21 protein-coding genes are annotated in these 22392 nt (G+C 64.2%); 12 read left to right on the forward strand and 9 right to left on the reverse strand.

The genetic code is table 11. The features are described from left to right. The first annotated feature begins 100 nt into the window (after window positions 1–100). The 3 genes from KUV38_RS16275 (at window position 101) to KUV38_RS21115 (ending at window position 3761) form a co-directional block, all read left to right on the forward strand. A complete protein-coding gene (locus KUV38_RS16275; protein ID WP_222471264.1) occupies window positions 101–2074 on the forward strand; it encodes a caspase domain-containing protein in 1974 nt (657 codons plus the stop codon). A 16-nt stretch (window positions 2075–2090) separates the two neighbouring features. After that, window positions 2091–3134, forward strand: coding sequence for a serine protease (locus KUV38_RS16280; RefSeq protein WP_222471265.1), 1044 nt, complete (start codon window positions 2091–2093; stop codon window positions 3132–3134). Between the two features lie 138 nt (window positions 3135–3272). Then, window positions 3273–3761 (forward strand): LysM peptidoglycan-binding domain-containing protein, encoded by a 489-nt coding sequence (locus tag KUV38_RS21115; RefSeq protein WP_222471266.1) that lies wholly within the window; start codon window positions 3273–3275, stop codon window positions 3759–3761. A gap of 6 nt (window positions 3762–3767) precedes the next feature. Here the strand turns inward: KUV38_RS21115 and KUV38_RS16290 are convergent, their stop codons facing one another. Further along, the gene (locus KUV38_RS16290) at window positions 3768–4154 is read right to left on the reverse strand and encodes a hypothetical protein (RefSeq protein ID WP_222471267.1); all 387 of its coding nucleotides are present in this window, start codon (window positions 4152–4154) and stop codon (window positions 3768–3770) included. An 82-nt stretch (window positions 4155–4236) separates the two neighbouring features. Between KUV38_RS16290 and hemF the strand changes: the two genes are divergently transcribed. From hemF to KUV38_RS16310, 4 genes are all read left to right on the forward strand, one after another. After that, complete coding sequence (hemF, locus tag KUV38_RS16295) at window positions 4237–5115, forward strand: oxygen-dependent coproporphyrinogen oxidase (protein WP_222471268.1); 879 nt, start codon at window positions 4237–4239, stop codon at window positions 5113–5115. Between the two features lie 94 nt (window positions 5116–5209). Beyond that, window positions 5210–6085 carry a DMT family transporter gene (locus KUV38_RS16300; protein WP_222471269.1) on the forward strand — a complete coding sequence of 292 codons (876 nt, stop codon included), beginning with the start codon at window positions 5210–5212 and terminating at the stop codon, window positions 6083–6085. Between the two features lie 116 nt (window positions 6086–6201). After that, entirely contained in the window at window positions 6202–6741 is a 540-nt protein-coding gene (locus KUV38_RS16305; RefSeq protein ID WP_222471640.1) for an RNA polymerase sigma factor, read from the forward strand. 191 nt (window positions 6742–6932) lie between these two features. Further along, window positions 6933–8870: a von Willebrand factor type A domain-containing protein gene (locus KUV38_RS16310; RefSeq protein ID WP_410001049.1), complete on the forward strand. Its 1938-nt coding sequence runs from the start codon at window positions 6933–6935 to the stop codon at window positions 8868–8870. A 264-nt stretch (window positions 8871–9134) separates the two neighbouring features. Here KUV38_RS16310 and KUV38_RS16315 read toward each other — a convergent pair whose 3' ends face one another. Further along, entirely contained in the window at window positions 9135–10289 is a 1155-nt protein-coding gene (locus KUV38_RS16315) for a TIGR03862 family flavoprotein (protein ID WP_315898647.1), read from the reverse strand. A gap of 27 nt (window positions 10290–10316) precedes the next feature. Between KUV38_RS16315 and KUV38_RS20975 the strand changes: the two genes are divergently transcribed. Continuing rightward, entirely contained in the window at window positions 10317–10616 is a 300-nt protein-coding gene (locus KUV38_RS20975) for an HNH endonuclease (RefSeq protein ID WP_261385394.1), read from the forward strand. Here the strand turns inward: KUV38_RS20975 and KUV38_RS16320 are convergent. Both KUV38_RS16320 and KUV38_RS16325 read right to left on the reverse strand, forming a co-directional pair. Further along, window positions 10585–11238: an enoyl-CoA hydratase/isomerase family protein gene (locus KUV38_RS16320; protein WP_222471272.1), complete on the reverse strand. Its 654-nt coding sequence runs from the start codon at window positions 11236–11238 to the stop codon at window positions 10585–10587. The two genes, KUV38_RS20975 and KUV38_RS16320, sit on opposite strands and share 32 nt — an antisense overlap. Further along, entirely contained in the window at window positions 11235–11987 is a 753-nt protein-coding gene (locus KUV38_RS16325) for an SDR family oxidoreductase (RefSeq protein ID WP_222471273.1), read from the reverse strand. The genes KUV38_RS16320 and KUV38_RS16325 overlap by 4 nt, the downstream gene beginning before the upstream one ends. A gap of 145 nt (window positions 11988–12132) precedes the next feature. On the opposite strand from KUV38_RS16325, the gene KUV38_RS16330 reads away from it, so the two are divergent. From KUV38_RS16330 to KUV38_RS16340, 3 genes are all read left to right on the forward strand, one after another. After that, window positions 12133–13635, forward strand: coding sequence for a DUF2125 domain-containing protein (locus KUV38_RS16330; protein ID WP_222471274.1), 1503 nt, complete (start codon window positions 12133–12135; stop codon window positions 13633–13635). 197 nt (window positions 13636–13832) lie between these two features. Beyond that, window positions 13833–15185, forward strand: a complete 1353-nt coding sequence (locus tag KUV38_RS16335) for a TldD/PmbA family protein (RefSeq protein WP_222471275.1) — start codon at window positions 13833–13835, stop codon at window positions 15183–15185. After that, the gene (locus KUV38_RS16340; protein ID WP_261385395.1) at window positions 15172–15960 is read left to right on the forward strand and encodes a 3'(2'),5'-bisphosphate nucleotidase CysQ; all 789 of its coding nucleotides are present in this window, start codon (window positions 15172–15174) and stop codon (window positions 15958–15960) included. Before KUV38_RS16335 ends, KUV38_RS16340 begins: the two co-directional genes overlap by 14 nt. Window positions 15961–16019: 59 nt before the next feature. On the opposite strand, the gene KUV38_RS16345 is transcribed toward KUV38_RS16340, so the two are convergent. From KUV38_RS16345 to KUV38_RS16355, 3 genes are read right to left on the reverse strand one after another with little or no spacing between them, the layout of a single operon-like run. After that, window positions 16020–16475, reverse strand: coding sequence for a DUF6173 family protein (locus tag KUV38_RS16345; RefSeq protein WP_222471277.1), 456 nt, complete (start codon window positions 16473–16475; stop codon window positions 16020–16022). 3 nt (window positions 16476–16478) lie between these two features. Beyond that, entirely contained in the window at window positions 16479–17513 is a 1035-nt protein-coding gene (locus KUV38_RS16350) for an MBL fold metallo-hydrolase (RefSeq protein ID WP_222471278.1), read from the reverse strand. Window positions 17514–17522: 9 nt separating this feature from the next. Continuing rightward, on the reverse strand, window positions 17523–19229 hold the full coding sequence (locus KUV38_RS16355; RefSeq protein WP_222471279.1) for an acyl-CoA dehydrogenase: 1707 nt from the start codon (window positions 19227–19229) through the stop codon (window positions 17523–17525). 111 nt (window positions 19230–19340) lie between these two features. On the opposite strand from KUV38_RS16355, the gene KUV38_RS16360 reads away from it, so the two are divergent. Next, entirely contained in the window at window positions 19341–20288 is a 948-nt protein-coding gene (locus tag KUV38_RS16360) for an L-threonylcarbamoyladenylate synthase (RefSeq protein ID WP_222471280.1), read from the forward strand. A gap of 38 nt (window positions 20289–20326) precedes the next feature. On the opposite strand, the gene mtaB is transcribed toward KUV38_RS16360, so the two are convergent. Beyond that, a complete protein-coding gene (gene mtaB / locus KUV38_RS16365; RefSeq protein WP_222471281.1) occupies window positions 20327–21583 on the reverse strand; it encodes a tRNA (N(6)-L-threonylcarbamoyladenosine(37)-C(2))-methylthiotransferase MtaB in 1257 nt (418 codons plus the stop codon). Beyond that, window positions 21576–22391: a diaminopimelate epimerase gene (gene dapF, locus KUV38_RS16370; RefSeq protein WP_222471282.1), complete on the reverse strand. Its 816-nt coding sequence runs from the start codon at window positions 22389–22391 to the stop codon at window positions 21576–21578. Before dapF ends, mtaB begins: the two co-directional genes overlap by 8 nt. Window position 22392: the final 1 nt, after the last annotated feature.

Here is a 22392-nt window from a genome sequence, read left to right on the forward strand (position 1 = left end):
TGGGCCTAACGCAGGGCGCGGCTGCAGGGAAGTGTGTCAATTGCTGTCATGAGCGCCCGTGAGCCTTGCCCGGAGCGATTTCACCAATAATATCGCCATCATGACGCTCAGGCACCTTTCCCTCGCCACGCTCACCGCGCTGGCCTGCGCTGCCCCCGTGGCGGCCGAAACCCGCGCCCTGTTGATCGGGGTGGGCGACTACGAGTATCTGGATGCAGACCTGCGCGGCCCGGTGAATGACGTAGCGCTGATGGCACGCACGCTCATGTCGCGCGGAGTGGCCGCCGAGTATATCACTGTGCTGACCACGGCGCCTGAACTGCTGCCCGAGGGGGTTGTTGTGGGGATGCCCCGCCGCGAGGCGATCCTCAACGGTCTTGCCGAGGCTGCCGAGGCGACGGGTGAGGGCGACACGGTTTTCTTTTACTTCTCCGGGCACGGCTCGCAAGCGCCCGATCTCGATGGCGACGATCAGGGTGGCTACGATGAAATTCTTCTGCCGTCCGATGCCTCCGGCTGGAAGGGCACGGTGGGCGCGGTTGAGAACGCGATCCTCGATGATGAACTGCGCGCCGCCGCCGAAGCGATCATGTCAGGCGGTGCGGCGCTTGTTGCCGTACTCGATGCCTGCCATGCCGCCACCGGCTTTCGGGCCATGCCCGGCAAGGGCGCGGCTCGGTACATCGAGCCCACGCTGCTGGGCATCCCAGAAGCGATGGAGGCGGCTGAGAGCCGCCCTGCACCGGCGCTAGAAGGACAGTTTGCCTTTCTCTACTCGTCGCAATCTGACCAGCGCAGCTTTGAATACCCGCATGGCGACCCGGACGACCCGGCCAATTGGTATGGCGAATTCACGCGCGTGCTCACCACTGTCATGGCCTCGACGCCTGACCTCACGTGGGAGCAACTCTTGACCGCCACGATGGACGGTATGCGCAAAGAGACCGCAACAGCCACGCAAACCCCTGATGGTGAAGGCACCTTCATGGCGGCTCCGGTCTTTGGTGGCGCCGAAGCCAATGCGCGCTTGCGGGTGGATGGGGAGCTTAAGGCTGGGGCTCTCGCGGGCCTGACGGAGGGCAGCGAAATCACCTTCTACGCAGCGGCGGCGGGCGGCGAACCGCTTGGCACCGCAAGCATCACCGGGCTCACCCCTCTCAGCGCCGCGCTCTCTGCCGTGCCGCAGGGCGCCAAGTACGCCGAAGTCACCTCTCTTGCGCCAGCCGAGGCTGTGCCGCTTCGGCTCTCCACGCCAGTGGTCTCCGATGGCGAGGACTACACCGCCATTGCGGACGAACTTGCGCGCCTTGAAGCCGAAGGACTTGTCGATGGCGTCGCATGGAATGCTGAGCAGCCTGACCGCGCGCTCGTGCTGACTGGTGGCCAGCTTGCTGTGACCGGTCCAGATGGTGTGCTTGACCCGGACGGGCCCGGTTCTTCGCCACGGTTCTCAGCCCATGACCTTGCAGAGGCATTGCCGCGCCTTGCTCAGGTTCAGCGGTTGGAGGCCGCGCTGACCCAAGCCGAGGCGGGGGCCAAGAAAGGTTTCACCGTGTCCGGCCCGCCTGTGAAGGTGGAGGCCGAGATGATACCGGCGGACTGCGATGGTGCAACCGGCACCCCGATCCGGCCTGCGCCCGAGACTGTGCCTCATTGCGCCCAACTGTGGCTGCACATCCGCAACACATCCAGCAATGCGCAGGACGTGACCGTTCTCTACCGCGACAAGAGCTTCACCATCACCGCCATTTTCCCCGGCTCCGGCACATCCAACCGGCTCAACTTCAACGAAACCGTGCCGGTCGGGATGCTGATGGTGAATGAGGGCGATGGCGTGGCTCTGGAAGAGGTGATCGTGCTGGTCACCCCGGCTGAAGATGGCGCACCGCGCACCGCGCTGACCGGTCTCGCCAATGACGGGCAGAGCCGGGGCGCGAGCAACCCGATGGAAGAATTCATCCAGGCTGCCGCCGCCCCACCCGGCGAAGCCTCACGGAATTTCAGCTTTTCGACCGCACCCGCCCCGCTTACCGTGACGCGGATCCCGGTGCGTATCACACCCAAGGACGATTGAAGGAAGGACAACGGACATGAGATTTGCAGCGGTAATCGCGGCGGTCGCCGGGCTTGGCCTCGGCACCGCTACGGCACAGGATTTTTCTGACGACGGCAGCGCCTCGCCCTTCGCATGGGCCGAAAGCGGCGAGAAAGCGGAGTATCTGGAGGAGAAGGCCAGCGAAGACAGCGGCTCGCGCGTGATCGGTGGCGAAGTGGCCGCTGATGGCGCTTGGCCGTGGCAGGTGGCGCTGATGATCAAGGGCAAGGGCATAACGCCTGACGCCCATTTTTGCGGTGGCTCGCTGGTGCTGGACCAGTGGGTGCTGACCGCGGCGCATTGTGTGCACATGCAGGACCCGCAGGGCCAATATCGTGACATCAACCCCGCCGCTATCCAAGTGCTTGCAGGCACCAACCAGATTGCCGAAGGCAAGGGCGACCTGATCGACGTGGCCGCGCTCTACCGCTTCCCCGGCTATATCGGCGGCGTATTCGACAATGACATCGCGCTGCTGAAGCTCTCCCGCGCGCCGCAGGTCCCCTACGAGACGGTGAAGATCCCCGATGCCGAGCTGGGTGACCTGTTGGAGCAGCCGGGTGTGACCACCACCGTCACCGGCTGGGGCTTGATCGACGGCGGCGAGCATCCGCAAGATATGCGCCAGGCCGATATTCAGATGCTCCCCCGCGACGCCTGCAACCAGGCTCTGATGGAGGCCCGCGCCGAGGTGGCTGCCAAGGGCTTCGTCTTTGCGGCCAAGACCTTTGGCCTCACGCCCGATGATGCTCAGGGTGCGTGGGAAGAACTGGTGAAACGTGCGCCCATTCCGATCTCGGAGAACATGATCTGCTCTGGCACTTATGAGGGTGGAAAGACCGCCTGTTCGGGCGACAGCGGCGGCCCGCTGGTGGTCAAAGTTAACGACGAGGGTCTCTACATTCAGGCGGGTGTTGTGAGCTGGGGTCTCTCCGGTGAGGGCGGCAAGAGCTGCAACGAGCAGGCCAAATTCTCGGCCTACACCCGCACCGCGAACTACGTGGACTGGCTGAACGGCATCATCTCCGCAAACCCGTAACACCGGCGACATTCACGCCAGAAGGGCGGCCGGCTCACCCCGCGCCGCCCTTTTTCATGGGGTTTTCACACCGTTTCCCGGGCGGCGGCTGCTAGGCTGAGCTCAAGCTTGCCCAACCCCGCAACGGAGTCGCACGCCATGACGCCCACGCTCGATATCCAACAACCCCGGCCATTCGATCTCGTTGGCGACACGATCCTGATCGCCGGTAACGCCACTGCCTTTGAAGGCACGCTGACGATCCATGTCAGCGAGGGGCACGATGAGTATTCCAGCTTCACCCACGTCGGTTCACTCGGACTTCGGCAGTTTCAGGGCTCCATCGACATTCCGGCGACGAACTCTTTCCAACTCAACCGCCTGTTTCTGACGCTGGCAGATGATACCGGAAACGAAAACGGCCCGTCGGTGACCATCCCCGTGCTCTTTGGCCCCCGCATCCTGCCCGGCTACCGGGGCTGGCAACCCTATACCGTTCAACCGGGAGACACTCTCTCGAGTATCGCCCAGTCGCAATATGGCAATGGGAACTTCCAACCGATCTTCGAGGCCAATCAACACGTGCTGGCCAGCCCGAACCTGATCTTCCCGGGTCAGGTCCTGCGGATTCCGCGGAACGATATCTGAGCCCGGTCAGCCCTCCGGATAGGCCTTCCGGCAAGCGGCGACTTGTGACCGGGCCTCGCGCTCCAACTGGTCGCGCTTGACGATCATGTTGCGCAGTTTTTGTTGTTCGGCGGCTGGGTCGATCGCGACCTGCTTGGTGCGGTAGCGGGTTTCGGGGCGGTGGCACCAGACGGCCTCGACCGGGCCGTCACCGGAGCGGGCGCAAACCTGGTAGCGCGTGGTCACGTAGGACTCCCGCTCGATCGCATAACCACGGCTGACATTGGCCTGTGTTTCCGCGATCAGCTTGTTCATCACCCGCAGATCCTTGGTTGCCCGTGCCTCGCAGGCCTCGCGCGGGGTGGCGCAGGCGGTGACGAGGGGGATGAGGAGCAGAGGCAGAAAATGCCGCATCGGGCGTCCTTTCAATGGCTTGGCCCCCTGTTTAGGGTCGCCGCGCGGATTCGCCAAATCACGATATGCGGGGAGGGCCGGAATGAGCGACACAATGGAAGACCAGAAATCGCGCGCTGCGGCGTGGTTCCGTAGCCTGCGTGACGAGATCGTGGCCGCCTTCGAAGGGCTGGAGGACAGCTTTGACGGTGAGGGGGACGCCGGGCGCTTTGAAGTAACGCCAACATCGCGCAGCGCTGAAGATGGCTCCGATGCCGGGGGCGGGCTGATGAGCGTGATGCGCGGTGGAGGGGTCTTCGAGAAGGTGGGAGTGAACGTGTCGGAGGTGTTCGGCACGCTGGGAGATGCTGCGCAGAAAGCCATGGCGGCCCGCGGCGTGCCTGGTGTAGCCGAAGATCCCCGCTTCTGGGCCTCTGGGATCAGCCTTGTCGCCCATATGCAAAACCCGCATGTGCCTGCCGTTCACATGAACACCCGCATGTTTTGGACCCCTTCGGCTTGGTGGTTTGGCGGCGGCTCCGACCTGAACCCCTGCATCGAGTACGACGAGGACACGGCGCATTTTCACGGGCAGCAGAAGGCGTATTTGGAGCCACACGGGCCGGAGCTTTACCCCGAGCTGAAGGCTTGGGCGGATGAATACTTCTTCATTCCTCACCGTGGCCGGGCGCGTGGGGTAGGCGGCATCTTCATGGATGACCGAAACACCGGCGACTGGGAGGCGGATTTTGCCCTGACGCAGGATATCGGGCGAGCGTTTCTGCCCGCCTACCTGCCACTGGTCGAAAAGCGCCGGGGTCAGGCTTGGGGGGCGGCGGAGAAGGACGCGCAATTGGTCCATCGTGGGCTCTATGCAGAGTACAACCTTGTCTACGACCGAGGCACCAAGTTTGGTTTGGTCACGGGGCATGACGCGAATGCTGTGCTGATGAGCCTTCCCCCAATGGCGAAGTGGGTCTGATACGGGCGGTTTCCGCCTATGCGGCCTCGAAGCGCTGGCACTTGACCTCGCCCGCCAGCCGGGCAACTTGCCCCGACACCACCGCGAGGCCCTCATGCCCCTTTCTCCCAATGCCCAGGGCGCGCTCTGGATGACGGCCTCGATGGCCGGATTCGCTGTCGAAGACGCGTTCATCAAATCCGCCGCCGGGGCGGTGCCGGTTGGGCAGGTATTGGCCACCTTTGGGCTCATCGGCACGGCAATCTTCGTGGTCTTGTGCCTCCGCCGGGGCGAGCGGCTGATCCATCCGGCACTGTTTTCGCGCCCCATGGCGGTGCGCTGCGGGTTCGAGATGGTTGGACGGGTGTTTTATACACTCGCCATTGCACTCACGCCGCTCTCCACTGCCTCGGCGATCCTGCAAGCCGCCCCGTTGGTGGTGGCGCTCGGCGCGATGACCGTTTTGCGGGAGCCGGTCAGCCCGGCCCGGTGGTTGGCGATCGTGGTGGGCTTCGCGGGCGTTTTGCTGGTGCTCCGCCCTGGCCTTGCCGGATTCGACATGCTGGCGATCCTGTCCGTGCTCGGCATGATCGGCTTTGCCGGGCGTGACCTCGCCACGCGTGCCGCGCCGCAAGTGCTCTCTCACGTTCAACTCAGCCTCTACGGCTGTGCTATCTTGATTCCGGCGGGGTTGGTTATCCTTGCTTTTCAAACCGCACCCGTGGTCCCCTCCGGTACGGATGCCTTGCGCATTCTCGCCGCCTCTCTGGCGGGGGCCTCGGCCTATTATGCGCTGACCATCGCCATGCGCACGGGCGATGTGGGCGTGGTTGCGCCCTTCCGCTACACCCGGCTGGTGGTGGCCATGATTTTGGCTGCGCTTTTCTTTGGAGAGCGGCCGGACACCGCCACGCTTGCAGGATCTGCCATTATCGTGGGCGCAGGCTTGATTGCGCTGGCCACGGGCCGCAGGCGGCGGGTGCGCGGCTGAGTTTCGCGATGCCCGCTGGGATCGACAACTGTCTTGGTAAGAGGCGGCGAGCAAAAAAATCTCTCGCATAGTCCCAAGGATTGACGCGCCGCATGCGTCTGACCAACGGTATGCGCATGTCGGTGTCTGACCATTCCCTTGCCCTCGCCGCCGCTGGCGGTGACAGGGAGGCCTTCGCCTCGCTGCTGGCACGGCATTACGACAGGCTTTTCGCCTTCGCTTTTCGGCTGACCGCGGCCCGTGCGGAAGCGGAAGATCTGACGCAGGACATCTGCCTTGCTCTGCCCGCCAAGCTGGCCAGATACGAGGGCCGGGCAGCCTTTACCACCTGGCTCTACCGGGTGGCGGTGAACGCGGCCCATGACCGGCGGCGGCGCGCGGCAACGCAGGCCCGGGCCGCCGAGGAATGGGGTGACTGGGAGCAGGCACGACAGGCCGAGATGGCCGAAACCGCCGAGGCGGTGGACTGGCTCACCGCCACCCTGCGCGCCCTGCCGCCAGAGCTGCGCGACACCTGCGCGCTCGTGCTCGGTGAAGAGATGACACAATCCCAGGCCGGAGAGGTGCTGGGCGTAAGCGAGGGCACAATCGCCTGGCGCATGTCGGAGGTCAAAAAGCGCCTCCGCGCCGTGGCAACCGAGGAAAGAGCGTCATGACCGACGAGTTCGAAAAGCTGAAAGCGGCGATGCGCGCCGCCCCTCCCGCCCCTGACCCGGAGGCGAAGGCCCGCGCGACGGCCCTTGCCATGCAGGCCTTCGAAGACCAGCACGAGGAAAATGCGGCATTGCGCCAAGGATCCGCAGCCGAGGCCCGTCCCACTCCTGAAAGACCCCGACAGGCGGGGCTGATGCAAGGAGTCAGAGAGATGTTTTCGAAGCTGAGCACCAAGGCCGGGCTGGCCGCCACTACGGGGATCGTTGCCGCCGGGCTGGCGGCCGTTGTGATTATCCCGCAGATCAATGAGGGCGGCGCACCCGAGATCGTGACGGTTAGCGAGGGCCCGACCGATCCGTCTGCTGAGCCGAAGGTTCGTGAACAGGCCGAGTCCGCCCCGGGACAGCAGGTGGCCCGTCAGGAAGTGGCTGCCGCAGATGAGGCGCGCGCCGACGATGGCGCCGCTGGCGGAGCTGCCGCTACCGAAGCCGTCGAAGCGCTGACCGAAAGCGAGGCACCTATGGAAGCGGACGCGATGGCCGATGTCGCCGCCGAGCCGGCACCCGCGCCTTCGGTCGCACCGCGCACGGCAACTGTCGCGCGCAAGCGCTCCGCCACCGCAGGCGCCGCCAAAGACGGCACCCTCGGTCGCATCGCCGGAACCTTCGCGCCGCCGAGGCCAGATGAGGGCACGGTTGCCCACCCGGCACCCGATACCGAGGCGTACCCGGAGGCCGAGAGCAATCCTGTGAAAGTGGCCTCCGAGGAGCCGGTCTCGACCTTTTCCATCGATGTGGACACGGCCAGCTACTCGGTGGTGCGCTCCTCGCTCAACGCTGGGCAGATGCCGCCCGCCGATGCGGTGCGGGTGGAGGAAATGGTCAACTATTTCCCCTATGCCTACGCTGCTCCAGAGGCGGATGATCCTGCGCCGTTCAAGCCCACCGTTGTGGTTTCGGAGACCCCATGGAACCCGGATACCCAGCTTGTTACGGTGGCCATTCAGGGCGAGATGCCGGTTGTCGAAGATCGCCCGCCGTTGAACCTTGTGTTCCTTGTGGACTCGTCTGGGTCGATGTCGGACGCAAACAAGCTGCCCCTGCTCAAGCAGTCACTCCGGTTGATGCTGCCCGAATTGCGCCCCGAGGATCAGGTGGCCATCGTGGCCTATGCAGGCTCGTCCGGACTGGTCCTGCCCCCGACGCCAGCCGGGGACCGCGCCAAGATCCTTGCTGCGCTCGACAACATTGGCGCGGGCGGTTCCACCGCCGGAGCGGCCGGGCTGGAACAAGCTTATGCAGTGGCTGAGGAGATGACCGAAGAGGGCGAAATCTCTCGCGTTCTGCTGGCCACTGATGGCGACTTCAACGTGGGCTTCTCCTCGCCCGATGAGATGAAGGACTTCATCGAAGAGAAGCGCGAGAGCGGCACTTTCCTCTCCGTTCTTGGCTTCGGGCGGGGCAACCTGAACGATGCGTTGATGCAGTCGCTGGCACAGAACGGCAATGGACAGGCCGCCTATATCGACACGCTGAACGAGGCGCGCAAGGTGCTGGTCGATCAGCTCACTGGTGCGCTCTTTCCGATCGCATCTGACGTGAAGATCCAGGTGGAATTCAACCCTGCCGAGGTCGCCGAGTACCGGCTGATCGGCTATGAAACCCGCGCCCTGAAACGTGAGGACTTCAACAACGACAGGGTAGATGCGGGCGAGATCGGCGCAGGCCACTCGGTTACGGCTATCTACGAGGTGACACACGTGGGTTCGCCCGCCGTGCTGAACGACCCTCTGCGCTATGGCTCGGCCGATGCCTCCGTTGCTCCTGCGCAGGGCGAGCAGGATAACCCTGAGTTGGCCTTCCTGCGGATGCGCTGGAAGGAGCCGGGGAAGAGTGAGAGCGAATTGCTGGAGTTACCGATCACCGAGGGCATGGGCGATGCCACCAGTGAGACCCGCTTCGCCGCTGCCATTGCCGGGTTCGGCCAACTGTTGAAAGGCTCCGATTACCTTGGAGACTGGAGCTACGCAGAGGCCATCGAACTGGCCAATGGGGCCAAGGGAGAGGACGAGTTTGGCTACCGCGCGGAGGCGGTTAATCTGATGCGCCTTGCCGAGAGCCTCTCCCGCTGAATTCCGCACTGTCGCGGTTCGGCCGAGTGGCGCTGGTGCAGGCCGTCAGCCAGCCGAGCAGAGCCTGAGTTTCCGCAAGTCAACGGCCCCGGCATGTCCCTGCCGGGGCCACTTCTGTGCGATCTATCCATCGCTACATCTGTGGGTTGACTCGAAACAAATCGGGTTGCTAGGTTTCGTATGCCGAAGCGGCCATTCCCCAACATCAGGTGGGGGAGCAACCCAGGCAGGCACGCTTCGGCACGACACCCCAAAATCTTGAATCTATCCGAGGTATTGCAGCGCGTGTTGCCCCGCCCAGCGCCCCGTTGCGAGGCAAGCGGTTAGCAAATAGCCACCTGTAGGGGCCTCCCAATCGAGCATTTCACCGGCGACGAAGACGCCCGGCCTTGCCCGCAGCATCAGCCCGTCATCCGCCGCCGCGCGGGTTACGCCTCCGGCGACCGAAATCGCTTCATCGAGCGGGCGTGGGCCATTGTGGCGAATGGGCAGGGCCTTGAGCAGTGTTGCCAAGGCCGCGCCTTCCGGCAGAGGACGCCCGAATTCCATAATCAAAGCCCGCGTCACAGGACTCAGACCGAGGCGTTTGCGCAGGCGGTTGCCGATGCTCTCCTTTCCACCTTTAGCCAGCTGTGCGGCGACATACTCGGCGGTCATGTCTGGCAGCAGATCGAGCAAAAGCGGCGCACCATCACGCATTGCGGCTGACACCTCGTAGATCCCGCCGCCTTCGAGCCCACGCTCCGATATGACGAACTCTCCGTGGCTCTGCGATGCTCCGGCTGTCAGCCGCGCTCCCTTCACCGGGCTACCAAAATGCGGCGTCATGTGGGGCGACCATGTTACTTCGAAACCCATGTTCGCTGGCCGATACGGCGCCACCTCAATGCCCTCGGCTGCCAGCAACTCTGCCCATGCGCCGTCCGAGCCAAGTCTTGACCAGCTCGCTCCGCCCAGTGCGAGAATCGTTACTCCGGGCTTTACGCGCTGCATGCCCTCCGTCGTGTCGAAAAGCGCTGCCCGGTCCTCCCATCCACACCAGCGCCAACGGGTCCGCACCTCTACGCGCGAGAGACGCCCCATCCAAGCACGTAGCAGCGGCGACGCCTTCATCGCTCTGGGAAAAACACGCCCAGTCGAGCCCACGAAGGTCGGCTGCCCCAGCCCCTCTGCCCATGCACGCACGTCCGCTGGTCCAAAAGCCTTGAGCATCGGTACAAGCCAGTCTGTTCCATAGGCCGCCCCAAAGCCCTCTTCCTCCTGGGTCAGGTTCAGTCCCGACTTGCCAGCCATAAGCAGCTTGCGGCCGACCGAGGGTTTGGCCTCTGCCAGCAGCACGCTTTTGCCAGCCGCAACCAGAACTTCTGCCGCCGCCAGCCCGGCAGGGCCGCCTCCGATCACCAATGCATCCGTTGTCACGCCAGCCTCCCGGCCCATCTATGCCTCATGGACGATACACCGCCCATCTGCCCACTGTGCCACCGGCCAATCCCGCCTGGCGTGCCGCAGAGCCGCCACCACCTGATCCCGCGTCTGCGGGGCGCGAAGGGCGGTGAAACGGTTCTGCTCCACCACATTTGCCACAAGGAAATCCACGCCACGCTGACCGAGACAGAGCTCGCTCGCGACTATGCAACACCTGAGGCCTTGCGCGCCCATCCGCGTCTAGCCGCTTTCGTCACATGGGTGGCCAAACGCCCACCTGAGTTCAACCCTAAGACGGCAGGTCCGCGTCGGCGGGGATGACGCCGGGCACCGTCACGCCCCGGCACATCGCCTTGATGCCTGCACGCGTCTTGGACTCGGCCGCGATGGCCGCCTCGCAGAGCGCCGCAGCTTCGCCAATCAGCGACTCGGGCTCGACCAGCCGATCCACCAACCCCCAAGCCACGGCCTCATCCGCCGCGACTTTTTGCGCCGCCAGCAAAATCATCCGCGCCCGACCCCGGCCCACCAGCGCAGTCAGTCGTGCCGGATCGGACGGTTGGGGCAGATAACCGAGTTGCATGACAGGATAGAAGAATTTCGCCCCCGGCACTGCGATCCTCAGATCGCAGGCCAACACCATGCCAAAGGCGCCGCCCGCCAGTGTTCCGTTCAGAGCAGCCACCGTCAGCGCGTCGCTTTCAGCCACGGCATGGGAGAGACGCTCCCAGAGCGGAGAAGTTGCCAGCCCCGCCTTGGCCTCGTCCAGATCGGCTCCGGCGGAGAAGACCTTGCCTTCGCCAGTGATCATGAGGGCGCCGCTCGGCGCGTCCTCCACGGCCTCGATCAGCGCTTCGAGCATTTCCGAGGTCAGAGAGTTGGCCTTGTCGGGGCGGGCGATGGTGATCGTCCGCAGCCCGCCTTTATCAGAGACGCGGATCATAACAGCCCCACCTTGCGGCGAATCTCCTGGTCGCGCAGCGACACCTCCGCGCCTTTGAAGTCATCAGCTTCCGCCGTACACATCCAGAGCAGCGCTTTAGCCGGCCAATCTGGGGCGATATGGTCGGACCAATCGAGCTGGCTCACCGGATTGATACCGCTTGCCTTGATGTCGCGCTGCATCTGCGTGGCCACAGTGCCCGGAGAGAGCGAGATCGCACGAATGCCCTGCGTGCCGTTTTCCTTGTCCACCATCCGGGTCAGCATGAGCGCACCGGCCTTGGAGGAGCAGTAGGCCGACCATGCCTCCACCGGGCCATGCGCCGCGCCCGAGCCCACGGTCAGGATGGTGCCGCCGCCCTGCTCCAGCATCACCGGCAAGGCCGCACGCATACCGTTGAAGACGCCCTTCAGGTTTACGTCGATCACTTGCCCCCATGCATCTGGATCGGCTTCAGCCAGATGCGCGATCGGCTCCAGCATGCCCGCGTTGTTCACCAACACGTCGAGCCGCCCGAAGGCCTCGACCGTGGCTGCCACCGCGGCCTCCATCTCCCAGAATCGGCTCACATCGCAGGGGATTGCGAGCGCGACCTCGGCGCCCAGTTCCCCTGCTAGATCAGCCACGGCTTCCTCGCTCCGGGCCAGAAGTGCCACCTTTGCGCCAGCACCTGCAAAGGCACGCGCAGCCTCCGCCCCGATCCCCCGGCTTGCCCCGGTGATCATCACTACTTTGCCGCTCATCTCCATGGCGCACCCTCCTTATGAGTTTCGTTCCAGAGATAACGGAAAGGTGCCTTTCGTCCACCCGGTTCGGTCTTTCCTGCCCTTGACCCCGCCCGCGCCCCACGGGAGGATGCCGCCACTTCATTTCTGCCCGAAAGGACATTCTCCGATGAAACCATTCCTCCGCCTGTCCGCTGCGGCCGCCGCACTTTGCGCCGCCAGCCCCGCCGCATGGTCGCTCACCGCCGAAGAGGCCTGGGAAGCCTGGGTCGGTATGGCCGCCGAGTATGGCGAACAGGTGACCGCTGCGAACACATCCATGTCGGGGGGTGTGCTCACCGCTTCCGACGTTGCCGTCTCGATGGAGATGGAGGAGATGACCATTTCCGGCACCCTTGGCGATGTGACCATGACCGAAAACGGTGATGGCACCGTTGCCATCGCGATCCCGCCCGAGTTTCAGTTGATGATGTCTGTGGCGCCGGAGTACGGCGAGAAGGTCGAGCTGAACATCAATTTTGCGATGGACGACCTCGATATGTCGGCCACAGACGCCGATGACGGCGTGGCGTTCACCTATGCCGCGCCTTCGATGACCTTCGGGATCAGTGACATGAAGGTGGACGGTGAAGCGGTCCCGCTCACCTTCACCGGCACAATCGGCAACTCGGCTGGCACCTACACCAAGGCTGGTGAGGGCATTGCGTCGCAGTTCACCGCCGAGACCCTTCAAATCGACTTCGAGGGCCGTGATCCTGAGGGCGGCGGCAGTGGCAAGGGCTCGATCACCATGGCCGACATCGCCTCCAGCTCGACTGGTCAGGGCCAAATGTTCTTCATGGACCCCGAGCAGCTTCCAGCAATGCTGAAGGCTGGCGCGTCAATGCAGGGCAGCACCACCGTCGGGGCCACCACCTTTGCGGTGGAGGGTGTCGATGGCAGCGATAATTTTGCGGTTTCCGGGAAGATGGACGGCGGCTCCGGCTCGGTCACGCTGAACGCCGAGCAGGTGCTCTACGCGGTCAACTACACCGGTTTCGATGTCACCATGTCCGGCTCGGATATTCCGCTGCCGGAAGTTTCCCTCGGCATGGGGGAAACCTCGTTCAACGTGATTTTCCCGCTGGCCCAATCCACCGAGCCCAAGCCCTATGTGCTCGCCGTCGGTCTGAACGATGTGACTATCGCTGACGGCATCTGGAACATGTTCGACCCGGGCACCGTGCTGCCGCGCGATCCGGCCACGCTTACCTTCAACCTTGCGGGCACCGGCAACTGGCTGATCGACATTCTCGACGAAGAGGCGCTGGCCAACCCGCAGGGCATGCCAGGTGAGCTGCACTCGCTGAACATCTCGGACGTGAAGCTAAACGTCGCCGGTGCGGAGCTGACTGCCGACGGCACCTTCACCTTCGACAACTCCGACCTGATGACCTTCGGCGGCATGCCCGCCCCCGATGGCACGCTGCGCGCCCGCCTCTCGGGTGCCAACGGGCTGCTGGACAACCTCGTGACCATGGGCTTCGTGCCGGCTGATCAGGCCAATGGCGTCAAGATGATGTCGGGCATGTTCTTTCGCCCCGGTGATGGGCCGGATGTGCTGACCACCGAGATCGGCGTCTCCCCTGACGGCACAGTTTCGGCCAACGGCATCCCGATCCCCCTCCAGTAGGCGGGGCATCGAGGTTAGTACAATGCCCCCGCTGCGCACTACGCGGCGGGGGTTTTCTGTTCCGCTCAGATGCTCACCAACGGTGCTCCAGCGGATTGACTTGGCGCGTAGCCTCGGCGGTTTTCATCCCTCCGGGCTTGCACCGCGCCCACCCGGAAGCTAGCTCAGATCGGCAGAGCCATGCCGGAAGGACAGAAATGACAGATGCCCCAAGCCTCGAAAGCCTGACAGAGGCGCTGCTCTCCGCCGCCCGTAGCGCTGGCGCCGAAGCCGCAGACGCCATGGCTGTCGCCTCCACTTCGCTCTCCATCGACACGCGCGCAGGCGCTTTGGAACAGGCAGAGCGGTCAGAAGGCACTGAGATCGGCCTGAGGGTATTCGTGGGAAAACGGCAGGCTTGCGTATCGGGCTCAGACCTGCGCGCAGAGACAATGGCCACCATGGCCGAGCGGGCCGTAGCAATGGCACGGCTGGCCCCGGAAGATCCGCACTGCGGCCTCGCTGACCCTTCTCAACTGGCCCAGGGTTGGGATGTTGCCGCACTCGATCTCGCCGACGTCGGATCGGAGCCTGAGGCTGCTGCCCTGCAAGAGGCCGCGCTGGCCTGTGAGGCCGCCGCCGCTGGCGTCTCGGGCGTGACACAGGTTGAGAGCACCTCGGCGGGCTTCGGGCGCACACGCATACACCTCGCGGCGTCCAACGGGTTTTCTGGCGGTTACATGCGCACCGGGCATATGCTCTCGGCGTCTGCCATCACCGGCAGGGGAACAGCCATGGACCGCGACCATTGCTACGAGCACCGTATCTATCACGGTGACCTTCCCACGCCTGCCGAAGTCGGCGCTCTCGCCGGTGAGCGTGCTGCAGCGCGTTCCGGGGCCCGAAAGCCGCCTTCTGGCCGCTTCCCTGTGCTCTACGACGAGCGTGCTGCCACCTCGATCATCGGTCACCTTCTGTCGGCCGCGAATGGCGCAGCAATTGCTCGCGGATCATCTTGGCTGATCGGCAAGGTGGGAGAAGCAGTGTTGCCCGAAGCGCTCTCTCTCACCGAGGAACCGCACCGCGTTCGCATATCCGGCTCCCGGCCGTTTGATGGCGAGGGGCTGCCCACGCGTGCCTCCTTGCTCGTCGAGAATGGACGGCTCGCTCGCTGGGTGCTCGATCTTGCGTCCGCCCGCAAGCTGGGGCTGGAGAGCACCGCCAATGCCGCGCGCGGCACATCAGCGCCGCCCTCGCCCTCGGTCAGCAACGTCACCTTGACGCCAGGAAGTGCCAGCCGCAACGAACTGCTCTCGAGCATGGGAACTGGCCTGCTGGTGACATCGCTCATTGGCTCCACGATCAACCCCAACACCGGCGACTACTCGCGCGGTGCTTCAGGCTTTTGGATTGAGAACGGTGAAATCGCCTACCCCGTTCACGAGTGCACCATCGCTGGCAATCTTCTGGACATGCTGGCCAGCCTGACGCCGGCGAATGATGCCAAGGCACACAAATCCCATCGCATCCCATCTTTGCTGGTCGAAGGGCTCACCCTTGCCGGGGCATGATGCGGCGAGTGACCTTGCGCTGCTGACCGAGGCAGCGGCGATGGCCGGCGACATCGCCATGCGATACTTCCGCGCCGAACACCGCGTTTGGGACAAGGGCGATGGCGCCGGGCCGGTGACCGAGGCAGACCTCGCTGTCGATGCCATGCTGCGCGGCAAGCTGATGGGGGCCCGGCCCGACTACGGCTGGCTCTCGGAGGAGACCGCGGATGATGTCGCACGGCTCTCCGCTGAACGCTGCTTCATCATCGATCCGATCGACGGCACACGCTCGTTTACAGCCGGCGAGGTGAGTTGGGCGCACTCCATCGCCGTTGCCGAGGCGGGACGTGTGATTGCCGCAGTGGTCGCAATGCCTGCCAAGAAAGTGACCTATGCTGCGTCTGCCGGAGGCGGCGCCACTCGCAACGGCAAGCCCCTGCACGTCACCGCCGCCCCAGGGCCAGATGATGTGACAATCGTCACCGCCAAACCCAACCTCGCCGATCACTATTGGCCCAACGGCACACCGCGCCACACCCGCCACTACCGCCCCTCGCTGGCCTATCGGCTCGCTCTAGTCGGAGAGGGCCGTTACGACGCGATGGTCACGTTTCGAGATACCTGGGAATGGGATATCGCCGCTGGGGCGCTGATCGTGGAGGAGGCTGGCGGCATGGTCACTGACCGGCATGGTGCCCGGCTACAGTTCAACACGCCCAGTCGGCTTACTGCCGGAACCTTGGCCGCCAACCCGGCGCTTCATAGCGGTCTATTGCAAAGGATCATGCCATAGGGCGGGACTTTTTTGGTTCTGACCCATTCGAAGCTTGGATACTCCGACCGTTTTCGGGCCTATCCCAGACCTTTCGCGAGCCGGAAACCGATGCGCTGAGCCTCGACCTCGCCCTTGGGCTTCGGCAGCGCTCGGAGCGTGACATTGAGCTGGGTCACATGCTGCACAAGCTGCATTCGCCCGCCCTCCATGTCGCGACCATAAAAGCTAACGATGTCGGGCGCGAAAAAGCCGATCCCTTCAATGCGCAGCAACCCTGCTCCGCCATCCGTCATGCCCATGGCAATCTCTTCATCGGGGTCGAGTTGTTCCTCGAAGTTCTGAATGTAGAGAATCAGCCGCTCATAGGCCCATTCGGCAGCCGACTTCTCCTCCGCCGGCCGCGCACACATGGCTTGCGGTAACGGCTTCTGCTCTGCGGTCGCCGGGGCGTCCGGGTCGGCGTGGATGGCGCGTGACCGCAAAAGAGCTGCTTCCTCATGAGCTTCAGCAACCGTTCGAATATCGTCGTTCATGGCTCAGACCACCCGGAAAACGTATGCATCACCGGGCCCAACCTCACGGCTGACCTTTCCGGTGACGTAGAGATGATTCAGATGGCCCACTGCTTCGACGAGCGCCAGACCATAGGCATCGCCCTCAATCTTTCGGCCGAAGATCGGCTGGAAGCAATCGTGGGCAGTGCCTGGCGTTTCAGCGAGGTGCTCAAGCAGCCGGGCAAGGGCGGCATGGTGGTTATCTGCCATCTGCACCAATCGGGCGGGAAGACCTGTAAATGGCAGTTTGTGGCCGGGCAGCACGAGATGATCGTCGCGGGCGTAGGCTGAGAGGCGCTCGCAGCTCTCCAGCCACTCGCCCACCGGATCCGCCTCCGGCTCGGTCGGGTAGACACCGAGGTTGGGCGAGATCGACGGCAATAGCTGATCTCCTCCCAGCACAAGCGGGGCATCTTCGCACCAGAAGGTCGCATGATCAGGTGCATGGCCCTGACCCAGCCTGACACGCCAGCTGCGCCCGCCAAGCGTGATGGCGTCGCCCTCCGCGATCCGGGTGAACACGAGCGGCAGCGGAACAGTCATGTCGGCAAAGTTGAAGGGCCGCTCGTCGCAGCGCCGGGCATAGATGTCCGGGTTCATCCCGGCCCGCCGCCAAAAGAGCTTCTGGGCTTCCACGGGGCGATCCTGCTCATCGAGTTGGAGCATCCGGGCGGTGAGCCATGCGACCCGCGTAGCCACGATCTCAGCACCTTGTTCGGCGAGCCAGCCAGCAAGGCCGATGTGGTCGGGATGGTGGTGGGTCAACACCACCCGGCGCACCGGCTTGCCACCGAGCGGCCCGCTCAGCACCGCCTCAAGCTGCGCCCGCGCCTTCTTCCACGCCATACCGCTGTCAATCAGCGTCCAGTCATCACCTTCGTCGAGCGCATAGAGGTTCACATGGTCCAGCGCCATTGGCAACGGCAGGCGAAACCAAAGGATGCCCGGCGCGACCTCAACGGCGTCACCGGGTGCAGGCGGGCTTTCCCATGGGAAAGTGAGGGGCTGAGCGTCCATGCCCCTGAGCTAGCCCGCGAGCTCCTCGTTGGAAAGGGCATCCATCCCCTCGCCGCCCATACGGACCTCTTCGGCGAGACCGGCATGCTGTGGCAGGAGCCGGGTGATGTAGAACTGGGCGAGCCCATAACGCGGCCCCTTGTCGCCTTCGGCGCGGGCTGCGAGCAAATGATAGTGGGCCCCGAGCACACGGGCAAAGGCCCGCAAGTAGGCCACAGCCACGGCGCCACGGGCGTCCATGTCCATGCCCAGCAACGCCTCGGTCAACTCGCGCTGCACCTCGGCGGCATTCCACACCGCATCAGCCAGCCGCGGAAACTGGCCGCGTGCCTCTTCGGCGGCATCTTCTATCTCCGAGATCACCGTCAGCGCGGCTTCGCCGCCATCCATCAGCTTGCGCCCGACGAGGTCGAGCGCCTGAATGCCATTTGTGCCCTCGTAGATCGTGGTTACACGCACATCCCGGTAGAACTGCGCCGCTCCAGTCTCTTCAATGAACCCCATGCCTCCATGCACTTGGATGCCCATCGCTGCCACCTCGCAGCCCATATCGGTACCGTAGGCTTTGGAGATGGGGGTGTAGAGCGCAGCGCGGGCTGCCCAGCCCGCATCGCCAGTGGCGTTGGCCATGTCGAGCGCTACGGCATTGGCCAGCGCGATAGCGCGTGCCGCTTGGGTCTCGGCCTTCATGGTCATCAGCATCCGCCGCACATCGGGGAACTCGATAATGGAGCCGGAGCCACCGACTTTGCCCTGCTTGCGGTCGGCAGCATAGGCGACGGCGGCTTGCGTGGCGGCTTCGGCCACCCCGATACCTTGGATGCCCACACCGAGGCGGGCGTTGTTCATCATGGTGAACATTGCGGCCATGCCCCCATGCTCTTGGCCCACCAGCCAGCCGGTGGCGCCGTCATATTCCATCACCGCCGTGGGGGAGCCATGAAGGCCCATCTTGTGCTCCAGCGAAACTACCCGCAGGCTGTTCCGCTCACCCAGTGTGCCGTCCTCTTTGGGTATATTTCGAGGCACCATGAACAGGCTGATGCCCTTGGTGCCCGGCACGCCATCAGGCAGACGGGCAAGCACGAGGTGGCAGACGTTCTCGGCAAAATCCGCGTCGCCCCAACTGATGTAAATTTTCTGCCCGGTGATGCTATAGCTGCCATCGCCATTCGGCTCAGCCTTGGTGCGGAGCGCCCCGACATCCGTGCCGGCCTGAGGCTCGGTCAGGTTCATCGTACCTTGCCACTCGCCGCTGATGAGCTTGGGCAGGTAGGTGGCCTTCAGTTGATCAGAAGCATGATGTTCCAACGCCTCGATCTGGCCTTGAGTCAGCAACGGGTTCAGCGCCAATGAGAGGCAGGCGCCGTTCATCATTTCGTTCACCGATTCCATCAGCGCGATTGGCAAGCCCATCCCGCCGTGCTCCGGGTCTGCACTGATGCCGATCCAGCCGCCCTCGGCGATGGCCTTGTAGCCTTCGGCGAAGCCGGGCGAGGTGCGGACGACGCCATTTTCTAGTACCGCTGGGTGCAGATCACCATTGCGCTGGAGCGGCCCAAGAACCTCGGTGCAGAGCCTGCCAGCCTCGGTCAGGATGGCATCGACCATCTCTCCGCCTGCTTCGGCAAAGCGCTCGGTCTCGGTCACCTGCCCGTAGCCAACCACGTGGTTGAGCAGAAAGCGAAATTCATCTGTGGGCGCGGTATAGGGCATCGACAAATCCTCCTCGGTCGGCCTTGAGGGGCCGTTCGCAGCAGCATAAGAGAGTTAACACCCGCCCCCAAGCGAAAGGGCGCAAGAACGCGGCGTCACGAGGGAGCCCCGATGACCGAACGGCTGGTAGGCGAAGCAGGGCTGACACGCGCGATTGCGCTGTTGCGCGCTGGTGAGCTTGTGGCGATCCCGACCGAGACGGTTTATGGCCTCGCCGCCGATGCTCGAAACGGTGAGGCGGTGGCCGCGATTTTCGAGGTCAAGGGACGGCCCCGGTTCAACCCGTTGATCTCACATCTGGCGTCTTTGGAGGCTGCCGCAGAGGTGGGCGTGATCGAGGGCGCGGCTTTGGAACTGGCGCAAACATTTTGGCCGGGTCCGCTAACGCTGGTGGTGCCGCTGCGTGCTGACCCGGGCCTTTCGTCGCTCGTCACCGCCGGATTAGACACCGTCGCGCTCCGTGTTCCGGCCCTGCCGCTAGCCCATGCGCTGCTTACAGCGTTCGATGGCCCGCTCGCCGCTCCTTCAGCGAATCCTTCGGGCAAGATCTCCCCCAGCACCGCTGGCCACGTGGCCGAAAGCCTCGCAGGCCGCATCGCCGCAGTGCTGGATGGTGGACCTGCTGAGGTTGGCGTTGAAAGCACTATCGTCGATTGCTCCGGTCCCAGCCCACGCCTTTTGCGCCCCGGCGGTCTGCCGGTCGAGGCGCTTGAAGCTGCGCTTGGCGCACCCCTGAACCTCGAGGCGCCGACCAACGACACCGCTCCAAACGCGCCCGGCCAGCTTTCCTCTCACTACGCGCCGGGCAAGAAGGTGCTGCTGAACATCACTAAACCGCCGGAAGATGCGCTGTTTCTTGCTTTCGGGCCGGGTTACCCGCATGCCAGCGCCAACCTTTCGCCGGGTGGCGACCTTCGAGAAGCTGCGGCTAATCTTTTCGCGATGCTGCATGCGCTGGACACTCAGCCCGGCTCAACGATCGCTGTCGCGCCAGTTCCACATCACGGACTCGGACTCGCAATCAACGACCGCCTCACCCGGGCTGCCGCACCGCGATAGCGCGCGCTCCGGTGCCTAAAGAGTTTAGATGGCGAGGCTCAAGCAGCCGTCAGGCGCGGGCCTTCGCTACCAGTGATTGTAGCCGAGACCAGGGCGCCCTCAGGCTGATCACTGGAGAACTGTACCTCGGCAAACTGTTCCGTACGCCCCATGCGAGGTGACTCAGTCAATACGCTGTGGGTGCGGCCGCGCTGTGCGGCGAGGTGACGTTCGATGGCCTGCTCACCGGCTACACGAAGGCGCGCGGCACGGGATTTGATTTCCGGGCCAGGCACGGCGGGCATTTTGGCAGCGGGCGTGCCCGGGCGGGGGGAGTAAGGGAAAACGTGGAGCCAGGTCAGGTTACAATCTTCCACGAGGCGCAGCGAATCCTCGAAATGCGCCTCGGTTTCGGTGGGGAAACCGGCGATGATATCGGCGCCGAAGGTCATTTCGGGGCGCAGCTTGAGCGCCTCTTCGGTGAAGCGGATGGCGTCGTCGCGAAGGTGGCGGCGCTTCATCCGCTTAAGGATCAGGTCGGCGCCATGCTGGAGCGAAAGGTGGAGGTGGGGCATGAGTCGCGGCTCAGTGGCGATGGCCTGCATCAGGTTTTCGTCGACCTCGATCGAATCGATGGAGCTGATGCGCAGACGAGGCAGGTCGGGGACCAGCTTGAGGATGCGCATGACGAGATCGCCCAGCTTGGGCTGTGCGGGCAGGTCGGCGCCCCACGAGGTGAGATCGACGCCGGTGAGGACGACTTCGTTGAAGCCTTTGCCGACGAGCCGCTTGATCTGCTCGACCACCACGCCCGCAGGCACCGAGCGCGAATTGCCGCGGCCGAAGGGGATGATGCAGAAGGTGCAACGGTGGTCGCATCCGTTCTGTACCTGCACATAGGCACGGTGGCGGCCGAAGCCGTCGATCAGGTGACCCGCCGTATCTGTAACCGACATGATGTCGTTCACCTGCACGCGCTCGGTATCGCCGATGAAGTCGGGCGCGAGGCTGGCCCAGGTTTCAGGCTGCATCTTCTCGGTGTTGCCGACGACATGGTCAACCTCGGCCATCTCGGCAAAGGTTTCCGGCGCGGTCTGGGCGGCGCAGCCAGTGACAATGAGCTTTGCGTCAGGATTGTCTCGGCGCAGCTTACGAATATCCTGCCGGGCCTTGCGCACCGCCTCGGAGGTGACGGCGCAGGTGTTGACGATCACCGCGCCGTGCAGCCCGGCCTCTGCCGCCAGCTCGCGCATCGCCTCTGTCTCATAGGCGTTGAGGCGGCAGCCGTGGGTGGAGAAGATCGGAGCGTCAGCCATGCCAGACGCCATCAAAGACATGGGCTGTGGGGCCGGTCATCCAGACTCCCTCATCGTTCCAGTCGATCTGGAGCGTGCCACCGTCGAGTACGATCTCGACCGCGCGGCCAGTTATGCCCCGGCGGGCCGCTGCGACGGCGGTGGCGCAGGAGGAGGAGCCGGAGGCGAGTGTGATGCCCGTACCCCGCTCCCACACCCGCATCCGCAGCCTGTCAGGCCCAATCAGTGAAGCAAACTGGACGTTGGTGCGCTGCGGGAAGAGCGGATCATGCTCAAAGCGCTGGCCCTCGGTTGCAAGATCCACTGCATCGGCATCCTCTACGAAGAAGGTGCAGTGGGGGTTGCCCATAGAGGTGGCCGTGGGGGTGCCGGGAAGTGGCAGCTCCAGCGTGTCCATCTCGCGGGCCAGAGGGATTTTCTGCCATTCGAGACTGGGCGGGCCCATGTTGACACTGACAATGCCGCCCAGATCGCGGGCGAGGTGGTTGCCGTTGGCCGTGGAGAGGGTGACATGGGTCACGCCCTTCTCTGCCATCAGGTACTGCGCAATGCAGCGGGTAGCGTTGCCGCACGTGGCCGAGGGCGAGCCATCGGCGTTCCAGAAGGTGAGGTGGCCGTCGCTCTCGCCGGTGTCGGTGATCACTGCGAGCTGATCGAAGCCAACGCCTCGATGACGGTCGGCCAGTGCGGTGGCCAGATCGGGTGTTACAGCAACGCCCCCCGCGCGGTGATCGAGCACCACGAAGTCATTGCCAAGCCCGTGCATTTTCATGAAGGGCAAGCCGGAGGGAGGGGTCTGGTTGCGCATG

Source organism: Vannielia litorea, assembly GCF_019801175.1.
GTDB classification, from domain to species: domain Bacteria; phylum Pseudomonadota; class Alphaproteobacteria; order Rhodobacterales; family Rhodobacteraceae; genus Vannielia; species Vannielia litorea_B.